The following is a 21,308-nucleotide window of genomic DNA, read 5'->3' on the forward strand; positions in this document are numbered from 1 at the left end:
TAAATATTTAAGAATCTATTACATTTTATTCATAATTCTCTTTTTTTCGTCACGAAAAATAAACTGTATTTAATCGTTTTGTAAACAAACTGTAAAATAAATCATGTATAACTGTATAAGAAGGGAGTCGGATTATGAACTATTTTAAGCGAATCAGCTGTCTAGTATTAGCAGGAATTATCGGTCTTTCTAGTACAGTCGCTGTTAAAGCAGAGTCAAACGACGAGAAACTTAACAACATGCAACAGCAATTGCAACAAAACGATGCAGAAATGCAAAAGAAAGAGCAAGAGAAGCAAGCTGTTAGTAAAGAAATTAAAGGTATCGAAAACGAACTACATAATTTAAATAATACAATTGCAAAAAATAAAGAGGATCAAGCTGCTATTCAACGTAAAATCGATGAAACACATAAGCAGATTGAGCAAAAAAAGCAAGAAATTGTCGTTTTGGAGGATAAAGTCCTTGCTCGTAAAGATATTATGAGAAAACGTATGGTTTCTGTTCAAAACAGTTCAAATACAAGTTTAGTAGTAGAAGTTGTAGTAGAATCAAAAAACTTTGCAGACTTCTTACAACGTATGAACGCAGTTTCTACTATTCTAGAAGCTGATAAAGAAATTTTACGTCTACAAGAACAAGATCTTCGTCAAATTGAAGAAGATAAGAAAACAATTGACGAAAAAGAAGCATCTTTAGTAGTAGACAAACAAAAATTAGCAAAAGCGCAAGCTGAACTGCAAGATAACTTGAAAAAGCGTCAAGATAACTTACAAACAGTTCAAGCTAAATATAATGAAGTTGCAAGTCAACTTAATTTAGCAGCGGAAGAAAAAGCTAAAATTGAATCAAATATGAAGACAGTACAAGAAACGATTGCTCGTGAGCAAGAAGCAGCAAGAATCGCAGCGGAAGAGCGTGCAAAAGCAGAAGCAGCTGCAAAAGCAGAGCAAGAAGCTTTAGCGAAAGCACAAGCAGAAATTGCTGAAAAGCAAAAGCAGGAAAAAGCTAGTAAACCAGCTGAACCAGTTGCTAATAATAATTCGAAGGTAGAACCTGCAAAACCTGCACAACCTGAACCATCTTCTAAGCCAACTGCTGGTGGGAAAGAAATTTATGTAGAAGCTACAGCTTATACAGCTGATCCAGGGGAAAATGGTTATGCACCAGGTCAACAAGTATTTTCTGCATGGGGACCAGGTGGTAAAGGTTATAATCTAACTGCAAACCCAGGAATGAAATTAATTGCTGTAGATCCAAATGTTATTCCATTAGGTAAGACTGTAAATGTTGAAGGTTATGGAGTAGCAATTGCAGCCGATACTGGTGGGGCTATTAAAGGGCATAGAATTGATGTTTTAATGCCAGATAAAGGTTCATCAAGTAGCTGGGGCAGAAGAACAGTTAAAGTTACAATTTTAAACTAACAAGTAATCCAACTTTACAATACGTAGAGTTGGATTTTTTTATAATAATAATGTTAAGTTGAGTTTACATTTTGTTAAGAATAGCATACAATAATGGTGAGAGGTGGTAAATTTGACCATTTTAAACAGAGTAAAAGAATTAAGAGCTCGTTTTAACTTTACGCAAAGCGTATTAGCAGAAAAGGTTGGAGTAACGAGACAAACAATTGCAGCAATTGAAAAAGGGGATTACGTTCCTTCGTTGTTATTAGCACTTACGATTTGTGATGTGTTCCAGTTAAAGATGGAAGATGTGTTTGTTTTAAATAAGGAGGGAGAAGAGGATGAATAGAATTGTTTTTTCTTATATTATAAATGTACTCTATACTGCACTAGCATGTTGGACATTTGTTGAATTTTATAGTGTTATTACAGAGTTAGCAGATATAATTAAAAACGAGAAATTCCCATTTGAAGTATGGTTTAATGGAGTACCATTCATTTTATTATTTATTGGAGCAATTATAGTTACAATTTTTTATAGAATTCAAAAGAAAAAATATAAGAATTTATCTTTTTGGATGTATCCATTATTATTTCCGCTAGAAGATGAACGTGAAAAAGCGATTACGGATAAAGCTTGCCGAACAACATTTGTATCGTTATGGTTTGTGTTACCTTGTGCAGTTGGATTTTTAACTTTTTCGCCTATTATTAATGAATATCTTCCTGGATACCCATTATATATTCTATTTTCTATTTTCTTTATTCAAATGACAGTATTTCACGTATCACTATACAGAAATAAATTAGCTTAAAAAGAAACCTTCTTGCACCGGCAAGAAGGTTTCTTTTCAGCTAATACTTGTACATATGACGATATTATTTTATCATTTTATATAGAGTAAGATTTTGTAAGGGAAAGGAACTGTGTATGAATAAGCAAAGAATTTATAGTATAGTAGCAATTCTGCTATTTGTTGTAGGTGGCGTGTTAATTGGAAAGCCATTTTATGATGGATATCAGGCTGAAAAGAAACAGACTGAAAATGTGCAGGCTGTTCAAAAGATGGATTATGAAAAGCATGAGACGGAATTTGTAGATGCTTCCAAAATTAATCAACCAGACTTGGCGGAAGTAGCGAATGCATCATTAGATAAGAAACAAGTAATTGGTCGTATTTCGATTCCAAGTGTTTCAGTAGAACTGCCTGTTTTAAAAGCTTCTACTGAAAAAAACTTATTATCAGGTGCAGCGACAGTAAAAGAGAATCAAGTTATGGGAAAAGGAAATTACGCATTAGCAGGACATAATATGTCTAAAAAAGGTGTTTTATTTAGTGATATAGCTTCTTTGAAAAAAGGCGATAAAATTTATTTGTATGACAATGAAAATGAATATGAGTATGCGGTTACTGGTGTATCTGAAGTGACTCCTGATAAGTGGGAAGTTGTAGAGGATCATGGGAAAGATGAGATAACGCTTATTACATGTGTATCTGTAAAGGATAATTCTAAGCGTTATGTTGTTGCTGGTGATTTAGTAGGAACGAAGGCGAAGAAGTAAAAAAGAAGGTGAACTCTTTAAAGAGTTCACCTTCTTTTTTACTAATGTTGAGAAATAATAGAATATTTCGGTTCGTATTTAAGTATTCTTCTATTTATGTATAATAAAGTTAGAATTCTATATTTTGGGAGGAACAAGAGTGAGACAACAGGTGAAGAAACTTCTTTTAACAACGAGTATAGCGTTATTGGTAGCTCCAATTTCAGCTTATGCGCATCCAGGGCGTACAGATGCTAATGGCGGACATACGTGTCGTACAAATTGTGAGAAGTGGGGATTACAGTACGGGGAATATCATTATCACAATAAACCAGCTTCTAGTAGTGGCGCAACGAGCCCAGCTCCTAGTCAGAATAATAATAGTGCTGTAGAAGCTGAGAGACAAGCAGAAGCACAGCGCAATACTGAGGCTGAAAAACAACGTGCTGCAGAAGCACAGCGTAAAGCTGAAGAAGAGAGACAACGTGTAGCCGAGGAACAAAGAAAAGCTGAAGAGGCACGTAAGCAAGAGGAAGCGCAGCGCCAAGCTGATATGGAAAAAGGTCAACTTGAAGGTCAAAAGAATGGAGAAACTGATTTTAAAGCAGGAAAAAATGATGCAGAAGTGCATGTAGCTGGAAAATCTGATGCATATAAACAAGCGTTTAAAGCGACTTATGCAGCCGCATGGTCTTTAGAAGAGCAGAAGAAAACGCATTTTGAAAAAGGAAAAGAACAAGGTTTAGTACAAGAGACGATGGACGATAGTCAAGTTGCTCCAGAGTTTAAGGTAAACTTTGCAGACGGGTTCAAAGTAGGGAATAAAGAAAGAACAGAAAAAATTGAAAAAGAGCAAGCTGAATTAGGGGAAAAGACAGGGAAAGAACTAGCTGAAAAGAATCCTGAAAATAGAGAGAAAGAAGTATACGTGAAGGCATATGAAACAGCGTATGAAAAAGGCTATAAGTCTACAAAAAAGGCAGTAGAAAAGGCTGGCTATAAGTATGCATTTGAAAACTATGATTTAAAAGTTCCTGCTAAGTATGAACGAAATGAATTGTTAAAGAAGTGGTTTACTGAAGGATTTAAATCGAATAAAAAAGCAGCGGAAATTCGAGAAGAAGGGTATAAAAAAGGAGACAGCTGGTTCTCATTCTTCTATAAGAGTTTCGTACCAAGTGAATATAAAGAACATAAAGAGCTGTACGAACAAGCAATAGAAAAAGGTAAAACAGCATAAAAAAGATGAGGAGAAATTCCTCATCTTTTTTAATCCATCCATTTCACTAATTTCTTAGAAATTAATAATAAAACACAGCCTAATACAATTGCCACAGCGCCAATAACTGTGAATACTTCAGCGTATCCAAGTGAAGTTGTGAAGCTTGCGAGTTGTCCGCCTAAAATGTTGGCGATACCTGAACTTGCTAGCCATACACCCATTAATAAAGATGCTAATTTTACCGGAGCAAGCGCACTAACCATTGATAGTCCGACAGGTGATAAGAATAGCTCACCTAACGTATGGAAAAGATACGTAAAGACGATAAACAGTAAGTTTGCTTTTTCTGTAATGTTATGTTCATCACTACCTGTTTTTAATGTAGCGATAACGAGAATGATATAACCGATACCGAGTAAGATCATACCAAGTCCCATTTTAGTTGGGATTTTTAAATCACCCTGCTTGCGAGTTGCAAGTTTTGCCCATAATGCAGAAATGACTGGAGCAAGTAAAATAATAAATAATGGATTGACCGATTGGAACCAAGATGTTGGAACTTCCCATCCGAACACAGAGCGGTCTACAAATTTGTTTGTATATAATGTTAATGAGCTACCAGCTTGTTCAAAGCCAGCCCAGAAGAAGACAACGAAGCATGTTAAAATGACGATAACTGCGGTACGTTGTTTTTCTTTTTTTGTTAACGGTGTATCTCCTACTGATGGTTGTCCAGCAGCTGTTTGTAAATCACGAGTTGGTTTTTTACCGATATTACCAAGGAAGCGATTTGATAGTGTTGTAAATAAAATTTGTCCAATGATCATTCCGATTGAAGCGGCTAAGAAACCGTAACGGAATCCGTAATGTACAACGCCATCAACTGTTGTTTTGAATAAATTTTCTGATAAAAATCCGCAAACGAGTGGAGCTAAAAATGACCCGACGTTAATACCCATATAGAAAATGGTAAATGCACTATCACGTTTTGGATCGTTCTCTTCGTATAATTCTCCAACCAGTGTAGAGATGTTCGGTTTGAAGAATCCGTTACCTATAATAATAAGCGCTAATCCGAGGTATAGGCCTAATTGGTTTTGCAAGGCAAATAGTGTAAGGTTACCGATTGCCATTGTTATACCACCAATTGTGATTGCTTTTCGTCTACCTAGAAAACGGTCTGTTAAGTAGCCACCAATCATTGGTGTGAAATAACAGGCTCCAGTATAAAATCCGTAAATAGAGAGTGCCCATGCGGGACTAAACCCAAGACCACCGCTTACTAAAGCTGTCGTTAAATATAATGTTAATAATCCTCGTAATCCATAGTAACTAAATCTTTCCCACATTTCTGTAAAGAAGAGTAAGTATAAACCTGGAGGATGTTTCTTTTTTCTTTGTTGTTCTCTTTCTAGTTGTATCGCTGATTCCATGTTATTTTCCTCCTGACACAAACAAAAACAAAGTTAATAATTTTGTACATTTAATATTTTACCTTATTAACTATTATAAGTCAATAAAGGTTGATTTTTCAGAAGAAATTGGAAAAGAGGAATAGCTATAGAATGGGTGTTTCTTTTGTGATAGACTATGGACTATGTTTTCTTTGTAAGGAAGCGGGTTATTGTACTTTTTATATGTGAAATTGATTTCATAAAAGATGAAATTAAAGAAGGAGAAAGAAATGAAATTGTTACAGAAAAAAGAAATTTTACTTATTAGCCTTATGTTATTCTCTATGTTCTTTGGAGCAGGGAATCTGATATTTCCACCTTTCCTTGGATATGAAGCAGGAGAACATGTTTGGATTTCATTAGTAGGATTTATTATATCAGCAACAGGTCTTCCTATATTAGGTGTTATCTCTATTGCAAAAGCAGGAAGTTTTCAAACGTTAGCGGGTAGGGTTCATTCTTCATTTGCAATTATTTTTCCATGTATCGTGTATGTATTTATTGGACCTGGGCTTGGTATACCACGTGCGGGAAGTTTAGCTTTTGAAATGGGGCCAGGTCAGTTATTCCCTGAAGCAGGAAACGGATTATTATTGTTTTACACAGTTATTTTCTTTAGTATTGTTTACTGGTTAAGTTTATCTCCATCTAAATTAATGGGGTTGTTTGGAAAAGTCTTGACGCCGTTATTATTATGTATGATTGCACTCATTTTTATAAAGAGTATGTTTACAACGGTAGGAGATATGAAAGAACCAATAGGGAACTATGGACAAGCTCCTATGTTTCAAGGGTTTTTAGATGGATATTTAACAATGGATGCGTTAGCTGCTTTAATCTTTGGAATTGTTATTGCAAATGCATTACGTGCAAAGGGTATTGAAGATGATAAAGGTTTAGCGAAATATATGAGTATTGCTGGCATTGGGGCAGGATTATTATTATCGATTATTTATGTCATCCTTGGATATGTGGGGGCAATTAGTGGCTCATTAGGAACATTCGATAACGGTGCGAAAGTGTTAGCACAAGTTATGATTACATTATTTGGACAGGGCGGAGTCGTTTTATTAGGTCTTATTTTTACTATCGCGTGTTTATGTGTTTCAATTGGACTTGTTACGTCTTGTAGTCAATTTTTTGCGAGTGCATTTCCGAAAGTATCTTATAAATTGTGGGCATTTATAGTAAGCGTTGTTAGTATGATTTTAGCTAATTTAGGGTTAACGCAAATTTTAAAAGTATCAGTACCAATTCTTGGATTTATTTATCCAATTGCGTTAACGCTTATTATTCTAGGGTTATTCCATCAGTATATTGGAAAGTATGCATACGTATATGCAGTAACTGTTTTGGTTGTAGCGATATTTAGTGCAATTGATATTTTAAATAAAAATGTAATGATGAATCAGTGGACGTCAGCATTAAAATACATTCCGTTTTATACAGAAGGTGTTGGGTGGATTGTTCCAGCTATTGTAGGCATGTGTCTTGGTTTCATCGTTAGCATTGTTTTAAATAAGAATAACTGAGTAAAAAGGTGTTTTCCGATTTTGGAAGACGCCTTTCTTTTTTTGGAAAAAATACTATTGAAAATGAATAGACTAGGAGTATGATAAAGATAATTGGTAATATATAGGTTTAATGAGAGTTACAAATGAGGGGGGAGCGTATGAATAAGGATTTGGATAAGAAAATAGAAGCACTCGAAACGGCAATTGAAACAATTCAAGAAGCACTTGCTGAATTAAAAGTGAAGCAAAGGGAAATAGAAGTAGAAAACGCTCAGCAACATGTTAGTAAGAACAAGAAAGAATATATTGAAACGGTAATGGAGGAAAAGCCAAAAGAAGAAATAGTTAAGATAAAAGAGCCTTTGCAAGAACGTCAGGTAAAACAAGTAGATATATCTGCTTTTAAACCAGAGCCATTTAATATTATTAAGTTTTGTCAAACATGGTTACCGCGTGTATTTGTCGGTATTATGTTGCTTGGAGTGATCTGGTTATTTAAAGCAGGGGTAGATGCTGGCTTATTAACACCAGCGATACGAATTGTGTTTGGTATCGTATTATCTATCGGATTGTATTATATAGGAGATATTCAAATTAAAAGAGAGCGGCAGGCGTTAGGGTTAGTATTAGCTGGAGGAAGTATTACCGGGATTGTTCTAACAACGTTTGCAGCACATTATTTATATGGATTTATTCCGGCAAGTGTCGCGTTTCTCTGTAATATTGCATGGGTTATTTTAGGTATTTATTTAGCGAAAAGATATCAATCGGAATATCTCACTATTTTCGTAGCGGTCGGAGCGTTCTTCGTACCATTCTTGTTAAATAGTACGACTCCTAATCCTTATATTTTCTTTGGATATGAGACAGTATTAACACTTAGTTTATTATGGTATGCGTTGAAAAATCGTTATAAATACTTATATATGATTTCTTACGCTGTTGCTGCCATTGTCCTTTTCGTTTTCTTTGCTGTTATGTCAATGTTAGTAGAGAACTTGCAAATACAGTTAACGATTGTATATGGTTTGATTCATTTACTATTATTTTGGCATATGTTTACGGAGAGAAGTTTTATACTAGAACCACGTTTGGCGATATTTAGTGCAAATGCAGTGTTCTTTATACTAGCTATTTCAAAAATACCTGATTTTACAACATGGGGATTAATTATTAGTGCAATCGTGCATGCCGCTATGTTCGTATTTGAATATAGGAAAAATAGACATTCTACATTTACAAATCTCTTATTTGGTTTCGCAATGGGAGCATTTAGTTTAGCAATTTTATATGAGTATAGTTTAGTGAATGCAGCGATTGTACTATTATTACAAGGTTTCCTCGGCATGGTCACTTCTATTAAAGTAAAACAACAGATAAAATTGTATGTTAGTGCGACGGTTTACGCAATTGGAATGATACAGACTATTTTTAGCCCGTTTGATCAATTTATTTCGGCAGGCTTTGTTGCTCATCTTATTTTAATAGGAACGTTCTATTATTGCATGAGAGAAGCGAAAGAAGTATTAGCGAGCTTCGGCAAATATATGTATTCTATAGTGCTCTATTGGTTTATGATAATTGTATTTATTACAATTACGAGAATCGGTGAAGTTTTATCTACAGATGGAAGCGTAATTAGTGTATCAGTATCGTTATTATGGATGGTATATGCATTATTTGCGGTTTGGTTTGGAAGAAATAGAAATATGAATGAAATATTATATGCTGGTTTAGTCGTTTTAGTCGTAACGGTAGGGAAGTTATTCTTACTTGACTTACCAGAGGTATCGATGATGATTAGGGCAGTGTTATTCCTAATCGTCGGTAGTATAGGTATCGTTATTTCAAGAATGTTTTTCTCGAAGGAAGAGAAGTGAGAAGAAGGCAATCCATGTATGGATTGCCTTTTTTATTATTTCTTATTAATTGTTACAGTTTCATTATATTTCGTTGTTGTATTTTGGCGTAGACGAAGCGTTGCTTGTCCAATTGTATTTGAATCAATCTGTACATTTACAACTTTCTCAGCAGAGCCTAAGCTGTTTGTTGTGAAAGAAAATGCACTGCTATATCCAAAAGTAGATGGCCAAGTGCCGTTTGCATTTTGTACTTTAGCCACTTGTGTTCCTCCAGTAGTGAAGATACCTAAAGAATAGTTGTTATAAGTTGTATTAGGTAGTAAGTTGTTTACTTGAATCTTCATTTGGAAAATTTCATTGTTTGGTAGAATGCTAGGGTGTGTAACGACGTAGTCGCTTGTTGTTACCGCACCATTATAACCGTATGAACCTGGTTTGAAAGTATTTGTATTAAACCATTGATAACCTGCATTTGGTGCACCCCAAGGTTCAGGTTGTGGTTCTGTTGATAAGCTTGGCTGTTCAAATGTCTGTAGAGCTGTAGGTGAATCAAGTTGTAAACCATTTACTTGATCTAAACTTGTAAATGTCTCTTTATTCGATAACCAATTTACGATGTTTTCTAATAAGATAGCATCGTTTTCTTCTTTATAACCATCGTAAGTTTTCTTTGTTTGGCCAGAATCTTCACGAACGTACTTTGGCGTAGCATCTTCAACAGGAGAAGAGTCACCAATAAAGGCAGCTTTTCCAAGTCCTACTTTTGCAATTGCAGCATATGGGCCTTCTGCAATACCACCGCCATTATAAACGCCACTATCAACAGCGTTATTCCATTTTGATGGATTTTCTGGAAGGTAAACAAGTCCTTTTGCTAGTTTTGGGTTTGTAATTGCTAGAGTAGAACCAGCATGCATTGCTACAGACGAAACACCTTTTGTAATTCCGAAAGATTGTTCAGGTGATACAATTGTTTTCGCTGAAACATCACCAAGTGCATTGTAGCGGAAGCGAATACCGAAGTTGTCAGAGAGCCAATCAGAGCTTTCTACTCCTTGCATAGCTTGTGAATTTGCTTCTTCATTAGACATTCCTTTTGCTGGATTATCCCAAGCACCGCGTCTATATCCATTAAATACTTCAGAAGAGTCCCAGCGATTTTTATTACGATCTGCATTGTAATGATCAGCAATAAAGAAGATACTACCACCATTTTTTACATATTGTAACATAGCGTCCTGCTCAGATTTTTTGTAAGGAATATTAGCTTCTGGAACGATAAATACATTGTAATCTTTTAAATCTTCGTACGTAATAGGTGTTGATTTACGAAGTTCCTTTACGTGATATCCGTTTTTTGCAATGCCGTTTCCGAAGTCAGAAAAGCCGCCGTCAATAACCCAGTCAGCTGTCCCAGCAGTTTGACCGTGTGTATTATCAAATAATACTTTCTTCCCATTGTTTTGATTTACAACTTTTGCAGCAATTTCAGGAGCTGGGTCTACAGAGCTTTCGGCATAAGTAGACGGTATGAACGAGGTCCCTATACTTAGTGTAATTGCTGTTGCTAAAGAAAATGTAATCCATTTTTTATTCTTCATAGAAGAATCCCCCTAATAATAAATATATGTGCTTTAATAATGTAATTTATTTTTCTGTAAAAATAAAGACGGAAAACATAAAAAATATTAAAAAATTGTAAAAATACCGTGAATTTTGTTGAGAAATATTTATATAGATATAAAAACATCCCTTCCAAGTAATAAGGAAGGGATGTTTTGCTTAACTAATTTTTGAGTTAGGTGTTTCATCAATCTTATGAAACCCTTTCATGTAATATACGATTGCTAAGCCGATAAGCCAAATTGGGCCGACAATCAATGCAATTCGTGTATCTTCTGAATACGCCATTATACATAAGACTAGTGCAAGGAAGGCAAGTGAGAAATATGAGCTTAATGGGTATAAAGGCATTTTATATGATAACTTTTGTTTATTTTGAGTAGGCAAGCTTTTACGGAATTTAATTTGAGCGACTAATATAATGCCCCAAGTCCAAATTGCACCGAAAGTTGAAATGCTAGTAAGCCATGTAAATACCTTTGCAGGTACAAGATAGTTTAATATAACACCAATTAGTAAAACGATAGCAGTTGCTACAATTCCTTGGCTTGGAATGCCATTTTTATTTAAACGACCAAATCTTTCAGGAGCTTTTTTCTGCTGAGCTAATGTATATAGCATACGGCCTGTACTAAATAAACCACCGTTACAAGAAGAAAGAGCTGCTGTTAATACGACAAAGTTAATAATACCTGCTGCTTTTGCGATACCAATTTGCTGGAATGTTAATACGAATGGACTGCCTTTCTCACCAAGTTCGTTCCATGGATAAATTGCCATCATAACGAATAATGCCCCAACGTAAAAGAGTAGAATTCTCCAAAATACGTTATCAATTGCCTTTGCGAGTGTTTTCTTCGGATTTTGAGCCTCACCAGCTGTAACGCCGATTAATTCAACGCCTAAATAAGCGAATAGTACCATCTGCATGGAGAGTAGTAACCCAGAAAATCCATTTGGGAACCAGCCACCATGTGACCAAAGATTTGAAATACCAGTAGCGATACCACCGTTTCCGAATCCGAATAAAATAATACCAGCTCCGACTACTATCATACAGATAATTGTGACAATTTTAATGAGAGCAAACCAAAACTCAAGTTCTCCAAATACTTTTACCGATAAGAAGTTAAAAGCGCTCATTAATAATAGAGCAAGTAATGCCCAAGTCCAGCGCGGGATATCAGGGAACCAGTACTGCATGTAAATGCCAGCTGCTGTAATTTCAGCCATACAAGTAACAACCCATAAGAACCAGTAATTCCAACCAGTAATATAACCAGCGAGTGGTCCAATATAATCATATGCATATTTACTAAAAGAACCAGCAACAGGTTGTTCAATTGCCATTTCCCCAAGCGCTCGCATAATGAAAAAAATAACGAGACCGGCAATCATATAGCCTAGCAAAATAGAAGGACCTGCTAGTTTAATGGCGGAAGCGGATCCTAAAAATAGCCCAACGCCAATAGCTGAGCCCAGTGACATTAAAGTAATATGTCGTTCTTTTAAACCACGATTTAAAGTTCCAGATTTGTTTGTGTGCTGCATAAGAAGAATCCCCCTTGTAGAGTGAACGATATTTGAATGCGTTTACTAAATATTTAACTATTTCAAATTATAAAACATTTCTATCTGTTATGCTACAAAAATAATCATAATGAACTGTACTACATCTGTACTTGTCAGACTTAAACTTAAAATTCGAACTATTAGGGAATATATTGACTCTTCTTTTTATTGATTGTTAAGATTAAGTATTATAATTTCTCACATACTAGTAAGAAAAAGAATGTGTGATAATAATTCAGGTGTAGGAAGGGTACATAAGCATGTTTCAATTACAAAAATATAACACTTCTGTGAAGCAAGAGTTTTTAGCTGGCATCACAACTTTTTTTACATTTGCGTATATTCTTGTCATCAATCCAAAAATATTATCTGATGCAGGTGTACCATTTGACCAAGCGTTTACAGCAACAATTATTGCAACCGTTGTTGGAACAGTAGGTATGGCGATTTTCGCGAATTACCCGATTGTTATTGCTCCAGCTATGGGAATGAATGCATATTTTGCTTATTCTGTTGTACAGAAGGCAGAAGGGATTACATATGTAGTTGCCTTTTCAGCTGTATTTGTAACGGGGATTATTTTTCTTTTATTATCTTTTACTTCGTTTAGGCAAAAGTTAATTTTAGCAATTCCTGATAGTTTAAAGCATGCAATTGCAGGTGGAATTGGACTATTTATTGCTTTTATTGGATTGCGCCTTTCTGGAATTATCGTGGGTCATCCGTCTAATTTAGTTACGATTGGTGATTTTCATTCTCCAGCTGTTATTTTAACTTTAATTGGTTTAATATTAGCGGCGGTATTAATGACATTGCGTGTGAGCGGTGCATTATTTATTAGTATGATTGTGACAGGAATTATTGCCTTCTTTACAGGGCAATTGAAGTTTGCTGATAAAATTGTGGCGATGCCTCATTTACCAGAGGGTATCATCGTTTCAAACCCAATCAATGCCTTTTCAGATGTAATTGAATACGGATTATACGGCGTTGTATTTTCATTTTTACTTGTACTTTTATTCGATACAACAGGTGCATTACTCGGTTTAATTAAACAAGCAGGTTTAATTACAGACAATACAGAGAAGCGTTTTGGTAAAGCGTTTATTGCAGATGCAATTGGCGGGACTACAGGTTCTATCTTTGGAACAAGCCCAACAGCAGCGACGATTGAATCGTCAGCAGGTATTGCTGCAGGTGGTAAAACTGGATTAACAGGGATTGTAGTTGTTGGTCTAACAATTATAACGGCATTTTTTAGTCCTGTTATTGCTTCTTTATCAAGTGTAGCCGCTATTACAGCTCCTTCATTAATTATAGTAGGTAGTTTAATGGCACAAAGCATTCGAGATATTAATTGGAATGAATTTGAAGATGCGTTACCAGCATTTTTAATTTTTATAGGTATTCCGTTAACATCTAGTATTGCAAATGGAATCGCAATTGGATTTTTAGTATATCCAGTCTTGAAAATTGTGAAGGGTAAAGGGATGGAAGTACATCCATTACTATACTTATTTGCATTCTTATTTGGATGTCATTTATTCTTATAATATAAATATAGGAGAGGGCCTTCTTATGGGAGGCTCCCTTTTTGTGTATAATAAAGTGAAACTATAGGCAGTAGGGGATATCCTCACTGTGTATTAGCCCGCACCAATTGGGATAAGGTGAAAACTTAATTGGTTTCGTAAAATATAAATTACATAATGCAATATATATGTTACAATAAAGGTGGAGGAGGAACATGAATGGCTGTAAGTAAAATAAAAGTCGCGCGTGTTCAGTTAGATTTAACACAGCAACAATTAGCAGAAAAAGTAGGCGTTACAAGGCAAACGATTAGTTTAATTGAGAAGGGGAAATACAATCCATCTTTAGATTTATGTTTAAAAATTTGTTATGCAGTAGATAAAACGTTGAATGATTTGTTTTGGGAGGAAAAGGAGTGGTAGGATGAAAATCGTGAAAGATGAACGTTTAATGATTGAAGGGTTAAAACATATTAGATTAGCTTTCATCTTACAAAATATCGTCATACTAGCTATCGTCTTTTACCGCTATGTCTTGCAAGGGGCAGGATATGAAAGTGTTTCGGATTTATTAATGGTATTTATGGGCGGGATAATAATTATTAACTTTTTAAATCTGAAAAATTCAGTGGAAGTGTATGAGCATACGGGCGGAGTGTCGCGTCGTTATTTTATGAAGCTATTATTCATTCCGGTGGGTATTATTATTGGGATTTTAGCTATTTGTATCGTTGTAACACCAGATATTTCGATAAAGGAAATTAGTATGACAGGACTTATTATGTTTGCTTGTTTTTTAGTTCCTAGTTTGTTTATATACATATATATGAAAAAAATAAAAAGAGAAGATTGAAATATAAGAAAGGCTTTCCCGTATTGAGGAAAGCTTTTCTTATATCTTTTTATACAAAACTTTATGAAGGCCAATTGGTTCAATTTCAAAAATTTCACCATGCTCCTGAAAGCCTAATCGCTTGTAATAGTCAGCTACAGTAATTCGGCCATTACACCATAACATATTTGCTTGACGCTCTTGTAAGATTTGTTCTGCATTCTGAATTAAGGAGCTTCCAGCGTGGTTGTTTCGAAACTCAGGTAATGTGGCCATTCCTCGTAGACGATAATGAATACCGGCTGGTAGGTCAGGGTATATTTCTTTTGAGAAGGAAGCGATACTAATTAGTTCATCGTTTATAAATGCGCCTAAGTGGAAGGTGTCTGTTTCATAATCGGAAGGATATTTACAATCTGCTAATGTTTGATTGGGGCGTAAAATTTTTTGACGTAATACGTAAGTTTCAGATCCCTCAATATTTTTCACGATAATCATATTAACATCCTTTCTTATAAGGCCTTTTCTGTTAATTGTATAAAGAAATAAGCAGGTGCGGCGAGAAGTCCGAGTATGCTAGCAGTTCCGAGAAGGAGTGAAAGTAGGAGGCAAGAATATTTTATTCCATTCGATTTTTTCCATCCGTAACTACAAATCTCAATACTAACACCGATGAGAATAATGGCAACGAGTATTTCTGCTAATAATAAAAGAGCTAAAGTTACAATAGACATAATGTGATCCATCCTCATAATATGTGATAGTAACATTTTACCATATGAAGTTAAAAAAATGCCCCTCAATTATGTGAGGGGCATTTTTTTACTCTAATATGTTTTTTAGTGTATCGATATGTTCTTTTGAACCTGTTACAAGTAATGTGTCACCGTGTTGTAGTCTTGTATCACCATGTGGTATTAATGCTTTGTTACCGCGGTAGATTTGAATGACAAGTACATCACCTAAAAACGGGAGGCGGCGAAGCGCAACGCCGTTATATTTATTGCTGCGCAGTTCAACTTCACGTACTGTTTCGTTTGCTGTTGTAATTAAGCGAACGAGACTAGGTTTATCAATAAGTGCACGTAATAAAATACGTGTAGAGTTAATTGTTGAGAATACAGCGATATGTTCTTGCGTTGCTTTTTCTTGTAGAAGTGGATCTTCTACACTTGCAATAACATGTTCAACACCTAGCTCTTTTGCATGTTCTGCCAATAATAAGTTTTGTTCATCATCGCTTGTTGCAACAACGACGCGATCTGCATCAAATGCTGTTTGTTCAGTTAATGATGCGATTGTGATGTCATCTAATTTCACGATAGGGAAGTCATGTGATTTCGCTTCTTCATCATTTATTTTGTTTTGACGCATCATATATAGCGTTACGTCATAATCTTCTCGTTTTAAATCTAGTGATAACGGAAGGGTAATTCTGCTCGCGCCAATAATAGCTACTTTTGGTTTTGGTGTTTCTACTTTTGGGAACATTTTTTTAAACAATATAGGTGCAAAAATACAAGTAATAACTGCGCTTAAAATAAGAGAGGCAGATAAACTTGGACTGATGATCTCCAGTTTTTCACCAATTTGTGCAGCCGCAATAACTAAAGAAAGTGTCGATGTTAATAAGATTGCACTTCCAAGTACGATATTACGTGGATACCATTTTCTTAAGACGAGTGATGGTAAGAGTTTCGAAATAAAGAGTCCTACAATTAAGATTGGAATCATTAGCATGCTAGAAGGTTCTTTGAAAATAGACCACACCTCTAGATTTACACCAACCATTACGAAGAAAATAGGGATGAAGAAACCATAGCCGATAGAATCAAGTTTTTCCACCATATCTTCATTTGGTGATAATAACGATACAAGTACACCTGCTAAGAAGGCACCTAAAATATTTTCTGCTCCAACAGATTCCGATAACCCAACTAAGATTAAAATGAGTGCAAAAACAGCTCGTGTATCAATTTGTACACTACCAGCTTTTAAACTATCTAAGTATGGAATGTTTTTAAAGCGTTTTGCAATAAAGTAAATGACAATACCGGCACCGAATAGAATAAGTAAGAGCCACATACTTTGACCGCTTTCGGAATTTAATCCGACGAAAACAGCGAGTAAAATCATTGTAACTAAGTCTGCGATAACAGCAACTAATAAAATGATTTGTCCGATTGCAGTTTTTCCTAGGTTGTTTTCTTTTAATGTTGGTACAACAACACCTAAAGAAATAGTTGAAATAATTAAAGTCATGAACATTGCATTATCTACAAATCCTAGCCATACGAATAGTAATGATAGGGCATAAGATAAGATGAAAATAAATAAGAAGATAATGCTTGCTACTTGAAATGTATTTGGCTCGTTTGTCGTATTTTTTTTCCCTTTTTGTTTAAAGATAGAAAAATCAATTTCTAAACCGCTTAAGAACATGAGGAAGATAAATCCTAATGTTGATAAAACTTGAAGCCATATATCTGGCTCAATAATATTAAACCCACTTTTACCTACAAAGATTCCTGCAATAATTTCTGCAACGACAACAGGAAGTGCTTTTAATTTAAAGCGTTGTAACAAAAGGGGAACGAAAAACGCGATTGCAACGACAACCATAAGTGATAGAACAGAAGTATGATGTTCCATTGCGTTCTCTCCCTTCAAATAAATATAGTACCTATTTAGCCATATAATAGGTAGAAAAGCAACGCATATGGATTCGATTTCATAAAGAAAGATTTTTCTTAACATTTGTCATAATAAGTATATTTTTCATGATTCTGTTGTTAATTCCGTAATGTGGATGTAATAGGGGAGGGGATAAAAAAAGACTGCTGAGGAATCTCAGCAGTCTTTTTCATGTACATTACATTGAGAAGAAGATCCATACAGTTAAACCAACTGTTGCAGTTGCAACGAAGAAACTGTATATCATTGTAAGAATTTGAACTCTTCCTTCTCCTTCTTTTAAATGCATGAACATAATTAATTGTAACAATGCTTGCGCAACAGCCATTATGATAATAGTTGTTAAGACTGTTGAAAGTGGCAATGTTGTGTAAAGTGCCACGTATAACGCTAGAAACGTTAATGCAAGCGATAAAATAAATCCGAAAACGTGTGACCAAGGGAATCCGCTATGCGCATGCCCGTTTGCTTGATTGTTGTTTTGAGCCATTTACGCCACCATCCCGTTCAAGTAAACTAGTGTGTAAATAAAGACCCAAACTAGATCAAGGAAATGCCAGTATAAGCTGATAATGAATACTTTACGAGCTGTAACTGGTGTTAAACCTCGTTTTAAAATTTGGATAATAACACAAGTTGCCCAAATGATACCGCCTGTTACGTGAGCTCCGTGCGTTCCAAGAAGAACGAAGAATCCAGATAAGAAAGCACTTGTTTGAATTGTTGCGCCTTCACCAATGTACATAATGAACTCTTCGATCTCAAAGAATAGGAAACCTGCACCTAAAAGTAATGTAAGGACGAACCATCCAAGCATCGCTTTTTGGTTATGCTTACGCATTTCATGAATTACGATACCGCATGTAAAACTACTTGTTAAAAGTAGTAATGTTTGAATTAAAAGCGTTTTAAGTTCAAACAATTGCGCTGGTGTTGGGCCATCTGCCGTACGACCAGCAAGGACTAGATAAGAGGCGAAAAGTGTTGCGAACAGCATAATTTCAGCCCCAAGAAAAATCCAGAATCCTAGGATATTCAATCTGCTTTGTTCGGATTGATATTCCAAAGGTAAGCTTTTATCTAAAGCCGCCATGTCATTTCACCTCTCATGCTATATGTTCTGTTTTTTTAATTTCATCAACACTGATATAGTAACCTTCATCATAATCGAATGAACGATAGATTAAGCAAGCTAAAATACCAACTCCACCGATTGCTGCAAGCCAGAACCAGCTAAATACTAATGCGAAACCTGCAAGACCGAAGAATCCAGACGCAATAATAGGCACACCAGAGTTACTTGGCATGTGAATTGGTTTGATATCTTCTGCTGCTGGTGTAACTGTTTCTCCGCGTTTTTTCATGTACCAGAAAGCATCAGCTTCTTTAATTTCAGGAAGCTTCGCGAAGTTGTAATGTTGTACAGGAGAGTGAGTTGCCCATTCAAGTGTACGACCATCCCATGGATCTCCAGTTGTGTCACGTTCACCGTGACGTGCACTCCAAATTACGTTGTAGCAAAGAAGTAGGAAGCCGATACCCATCATTACCGCACCAACAGATGCGATTTGGTTTAGCCATCCCCATCCAAGACTTTCAGAGTAAGTGTACATACGACGAGTCATACCGTCTAAACCTAAGAAGTACATTGGGAAGAAACAGATGTTGAATCCGCTCATAAAGATCCAGAATGTCCATTTACCTAGGCGTTCATTTAACATATGACCAGTCATTTTTGGATACCAGAATGTGAATCCAGCAAGCATAGCGAATACTGTACCTGCGATTAATACGTAGTGGAAGTGAGCGATTAGGAAGTAGCTGTTATGGTATTGATAATCAGCAGCTGCCATTCCAAGCATAACCCCTGTAACCCCACCGACTACGAAGTTTGGAATAAATGCCAATGACCAAAGCATTGGAACTGTAAAACGAATACGTCCTTTATACAGTGTAAACAACCAGTTAAAGATCTTAACCCCGGTTGGAATCGAAATCGCCATTGTCGAAATCGAGAAGAATGAGTTAACCGCTGGACCTGCACCCATCGTAAAGAAGTGGTGAAGCCATACGACGAAACTTAGTAAAGAAATTGCAACCATTGAGTATACCATCGCACTGTAACCGAATAGACGCTTACGTGAGAATGTACTAATGATTTCAGAGAAAATACCGAATGCCGGTAAAATAACGATATATACTTCAGGGTGACCCCATACCCAGAACAGGTTGGCCCATAACATCGGCATACCGCCGCTCGCCATCGTAAAGAAGTGAGCATCGAATAGACGGTCAAATGTCATTAATGCAAGAGCAACTGTTAATACTGGGAAAGCGAAAATAATGATAATTGTTGTAATTAAGATTGACCAAGTAAACATTGGCATTCTCATTAAAGTCATACCAGGTGTACGCATTTTTAAGATAGTAACAAGGAAGTTAATACCGGTCATTAGCGTACCGAGACCTGAAATCTGTAATGCAATTGCGTAGTAGTTATTTCCTACGCCCGAAGTAAACTCTGTACCTGCCATTGGGAAGTAAGAAGTCCACCCAGCGTCTGGAGAACCACCAATTACGAAAGCGATGTTGAATAACATTGCTCCGACAAAGAATAACCAGAAACTTAAAGCATTTAAGAACGGATATGCAACGTCACGAGCACCAATTTGTAATGGTACTACAAGGTTCATTAATCCCATAACGAATGGCATTGCCATGAAAAGAATCATTACTGTACCATGTGTTGTAAAGATCCCGTTATAGTGTTCAGCGTTTAAATAAGTTGTTTCTGGGAATGTTAATTGTGCACGGATCATTAAACCATCCATACCACCACGGAATAACATGATAACCGCAGAAATAATATACATAGCTCCGATTTTTTTATGGTCAACAGTTGTTAACCATTCGTCCCAAAGCCATTTCCATTTTTTATACTTTGTTAGTACGAAAATGATTGCTAATGTCACAAGAACGATAGAAGCGTCTGCACCGTAAATAATCGGATCACCTGTGACAAAGAATTCATCAAGCTTCACTGTGTTCACTCCAATCTGTTGGAATAATAGCTATTATTTTTTGTTTTTGTAGTAGTTGTAATCACAATATTCAAGTGATTTTGGATCTACATAACTTAAGTGGTGACTAGAGAATGTCATACGACCAACTACACCAGGTTTAACAATTTCGTTGTACTTAGCTTCTGTTAGTTTAGGAGCAGTTTCTTGTACTTCTTTAACCCACTTGTCATATTTCTCTTTAGTTTTCGCTTCAACTTCGAACTCCATGTGAGTGAATCCTTCACCAGAGAAGTTCGCACTACGACCTAGGTAAGAACCTGGCTTATCAGCTTGTAAATAAAGATCCATAATCATGCCATCCATTGTGTACTTCATACCACCAAGTTCTGGTACCCAGAAAGCATTCATTGGGCCGACAGAAGTCAGTTTGAATTGAATTGGTACACCAGCTGGGATGTTTAAATAGTTAACGGTTTCAATTTTTTCCTCTGGGTAACTGAATAACCATTTCCAGTTTGCAGATGTAACATAAATTTCAACTGGTTTAATATGTTTGGACTCTTTCGGAACCTCTTCCGAAGCATAAGTTGCTTTTACTGTTGGAATCGATAATGCGATAACGATAATAACAGGAACAAGCGTCCAAATAATTTCTAGTAATGTGTTACCGTGTTGTTCAGGTGGCTCATAGTCCATATTCTCTGGTTTTTCACGATAACGAATCAAGATGACTGTAAACAGAATGAATACAATTGCGATAATTAATGACATAAGCAAGAATGACCAAACAATTAAATCATACTGTGCTTTTGCAACAGGTCCTTGCGGATTTAATACTGCGAGTTTTTTATCACAGCCACCGAGGAACAGAAGTAATGATAACGGAAGAAGCGAAGCCAACTTCCAAAACGCTTTCTTTAGTTGCACGATTGAAAATCTCCTTTCTCCTTGGATTGAAACTATGCCAATAAAACAATATAAACCTATTAATTTATAGAAGGCAATAGTTTTTGATATATTGTTAAAAA

Annotated in this window: 20 protein-coding genes; 10 read left to right on the plus strand and 10 right to left on the minus strand. The window is 35.8% G+C overall.

Translation table 11 applies throughout. The features are described 5' to 3' along the window. Positions 1 to 134 precede the first annotated feature (134 nt). The 5 genes from AB6801_RS26155 (at position 135) to AB6801_RS26175 (ending at position 4,192) form a co-directional block, all read left to right on the plus strand. The gene (locus AB6801_RS26155) at positions 135 to 1,427 is read left to right on the plus strand and encodes a 3D domain-containing protein (protein WP_025966745.1); all 1,293 of its coding nucleotides are present in this window, start codon (positions 135 to 137) and stop codon (positions 1,425 to 1,427) included. 112 nt (positions 1,428 to 1,539) lie between these two features. Then, the gene (locus tag AB6801_RS26160) at positions 1,540 to 1,758 is read left to right on the plus strand and encodes a helix-turn-helix transcriptional regulator (protein WP_000154019.1); all 219 of its coding nucleotides are present in this window, start codon (positions 1,540 to 1,542) and stop codon (positions 1,756 to 1,758) included. Next, positions 1,751 to 2,224: a DUF2178 domain-containing protein gene (locus tag AB6801_RS26165; protein ID WP_001080043.1), complete on the plus strand. Its 474-nt coding sequence runs from the start codon at positions 1,751 to 1,753 to the stop codon at positions 2,222 to 2,224. Before AB6801_RS26160 ends, AB6801_RS26165 begins: the two co-directional genes overlap by 8 nt. Positions 2,225 to 2,340: 116 nt before the next feature. After that, a complete protein-coding gene (locus AB6801_RS26170) occupies positions 2,341 to 2,973 on the plus strand; it encodes a class A sortase (protein WP_001041724.1) in 633 nt (210 codons plus the stop codon). 139 nt (positions 2,974 to 3,112) lie between these two features. Beyond that, the gene (locus tag AB6801_RS26175; protein WP_097999567.1) at positions 3,113 to 4,192 is read left to right on the plus strand and encodes a YHYH domain-containing protein; all 1,080 of its coding nucleotides are present in this window, start codon (positions 3,113 to 3,115) and stop codon (positions 4,190 to 4,192) included. A gap of 29 nt (positions 4,193 to 4,221) precedes the next feature. Here AB6801_RS26175 and AB6801_RS26180 read toward each other — a convergent pair whose 3' ends face one another. Then, on the minus strand, positions 4,222 to 5,607 hold the full coding sequence (locus tag AB6801_RS26180) for a peptide MFS transporter (protein ID WP_000443143.1): 1,386 nt from the start codon (positions 5,605 to 5,607) through the stop codon (positions 4,222 to 4,224). Between the two features lie 251 nt (positions 5,608 to 5,858). Between AB6801_RS26180 and brnQ1 the strand changes: the two genes are divergently transcribed. Together brnQ1 and AB6801_RS26190 are read left to right on the plus strand one after the other, a co-directional pair. Continuing rightward, the gene (gene brnQ1, locus AB6801_RS26185) at positions 5,859 to 7,160 is read left to right on the plus strand and encodes a branched-chain amino acid transport system II carrier protein BrnQ1 (protein WP_000771691.1); all 1,302 of its coding nucleotides are present in this window, start codon (positions 5,859 to 5,861) and stop codon (positions 7,158 to 7,160) included. Between the two features lie 140 nt (positions 7,161 to 7,300). After that, the gene (locus tag AB6801_RS26190; RefSeq protein ID WP_016112162.1) at positions 7,301 to 9,022 is read left to right on the plus strand and encodes a DUF2339 domain-containing protein; all 1,722 of its coding nucleotides are present in this window, start codon (positions 7,301 to 7,303) and stop codon (positions 9,020 to 9,022) included. Between the two features lie 35 nt (positions 9,023 to 9,057). On the opposite strand, the gene AB6801_RS26195 is transcribed toward AB6801_RS26190, so the two are convergent. Together AB6801_RS26195 and AB6801_RS26200 are read right to left on the minus strand one after the other, a co-directional pair. Further along, the gene (locus AB6801_RS26195; RefSeq protein WP_000791508.1) at positions 9,058 to 10,605 is read right to left on the minus strand and encodes a DNA-binding protein; all 1,548 of its coding nucleotides are present in this window, start codon (positions 10,603 to 10,605) and stop codon (positions 9,058 to 9,060) included. A 181-nt stretch (positions 10,606 to 10,786) separates the two neighbouring features. Then, positions 10,787 to 12,178, minus strand: a complete 1,392-nt coding sequence (locus tag AB6801_RS26200) for an amino acid permease (RefSeq protein ID WP_001164895.1) — start codon at positions 12,176 to 12,178, stop codon at positions 10,787 to 10,789. A gap of 281 nt (positions 12,179 to 12,459) precedes the next feature. On the opposite strand from AB6801_RS26200, the gene AB6801_RS26205 reads away from it, so the two are divergent. The 3 genes from AB6801_RS26205 (at position 12,460) to AB6801_RS26215 (ending at position 14,584) form a co-directional block, all read left to right on the plus strand. Continuing rightward, entirely contained in the window at positions 12,460 to 13,752 is a 1,293-nt protein-coding gene (locus AB6801_RS26205) for an NCS2 family permease (protein WP_000487197.1), read from the plus strand. Between the two features lie 198 nt (positions 13,753 to 13,950). Beyond that, positions 13,951 to 14,154 (plus strand): helix-turn-helix transcriptional regulator, encoded by a 204-nt coding sequence (locus AB6801_RS26210; RefSeq protein WP_000301183.1) that lies wholly within the window; start codon positions 13,951 to 13,953, stop codon positions 14,152 to 14,154. A gap of 1 nt (position 14,155) precedes the next feature. Continuing rightward, positions 14,156 to 14,584 carry a hypothetical protein gene (locus tag AB6801_RS26215; RefSeq protein WP_000706629.1) on the plus strand — a complete coding sequence of 143 codons (429 nt, stop codon included), beginning with the start codon at positions 14,156 to 14,158 and terminating at the stop codon, positions 14,582 to 14,584. 39 nt (positions 14,585 to 14,623) lie between these two features. On the opposite strand, the gene AB6801_RS26220 is transcribed toward AB6801_RS26215, so the two are convergent. From AB6801_RS26220 to AB6801_RS26250, 7 genes are all read right to left on the minus strand, one after another. Continuing rightward, a complete protein-coding gene (locus AB6801_RS26220) occupies positions 14,624 to 15,061 on the minus strand; it encodes a GNAT family N-acetyltransferase (RefSeq protein ID WP_000587679.1) in 438 nt (145 codons plus the stop codon). A 14-nt stretch (positions 15,062 to 15,075) separates the two neighbouring features. Beyond that, entirely contained in the window at positions 15,076 to 15,333 is a 258-nt protein-coding gene (locus AB6801_RS26225) for a DUF4022 family protein (protein ID WP_044129536.1), read from the minus strand. A 52-nt stretch (positions 15,334 to 15,385) separates the two neighbouring features. After that, complete coding sequence (locus tag AB6801_RS26230; protein WP_000399972.1) at positions 15,386 to 17,215, minus strand: monovalent cation:proton antiporter family protein; 1,830 nt, start codon at positions 17,213 to 17,215, stop codon at positions 15,386 to 15,388. A 220-nt stretch (positions 17,216 to 17,435) separates the two neighbouring features. Beyond that, complete coding sequence (qoxD, locus tag AB6801_RS26235; protein ID WP_000068425.1) at positions 17,436 to 17,747, minus strand: cytochrome aa3 quinol oxidase subunit IV; 312 nt, start codon at positions 17,745 to 17,747, stop codon at positions 17,436 to 17,438. Next, a complete protein-coding gene (qoxC, locus tag AB6801_RS26240; RefSeq protein WP_000729318.1) occupies positions 17,748 to 18,350 on the minus strand; it encodes a cytochrome aa3 quinol oxidase subunit III in 603 nt (200 codons plus the stop codon). Between the two features lie 13 nt (positions 18,351 to 18,363). Next, positions 18,364 to 20,298, minus strand: a complete 1,935-nt coding sequence (gene qoxB / locus AB6801_RS26245) for a cytochrome aa3 quinol oxidase subunit I (RefSeq protein WP_000762367.1) — start codon at positions 20,296 to 20,298, stop codon at positions 18,364 to 18,366. 33 nt (positions 20,299 to 20,331) lie between these two features. Beyond that, positions 20,332 to 21,207, minus strand: coding sequence for a cytochrome aa3 quinol oxidase subunit II (locus tag AB6801_RS26250; RefSeq protein ID WP_001176165.1), 876 nt, complete (start codon positions 21,205 to 21,207; stop codon positions 20,332 to 20,334). Positions 21,208 to 21,308 lie beyond the last annotated feature (101 nt).

This window comes from Bacillus sp. RCC_6_1 (assembly GCF_041360755.1).
GTDB classification, from domain to species: domain Bacteria; phylum Bacillota; class Bacilli; order Bacillales; family Bacillaceae_G; genus Bacillus_A; species Bacillus_A cereus.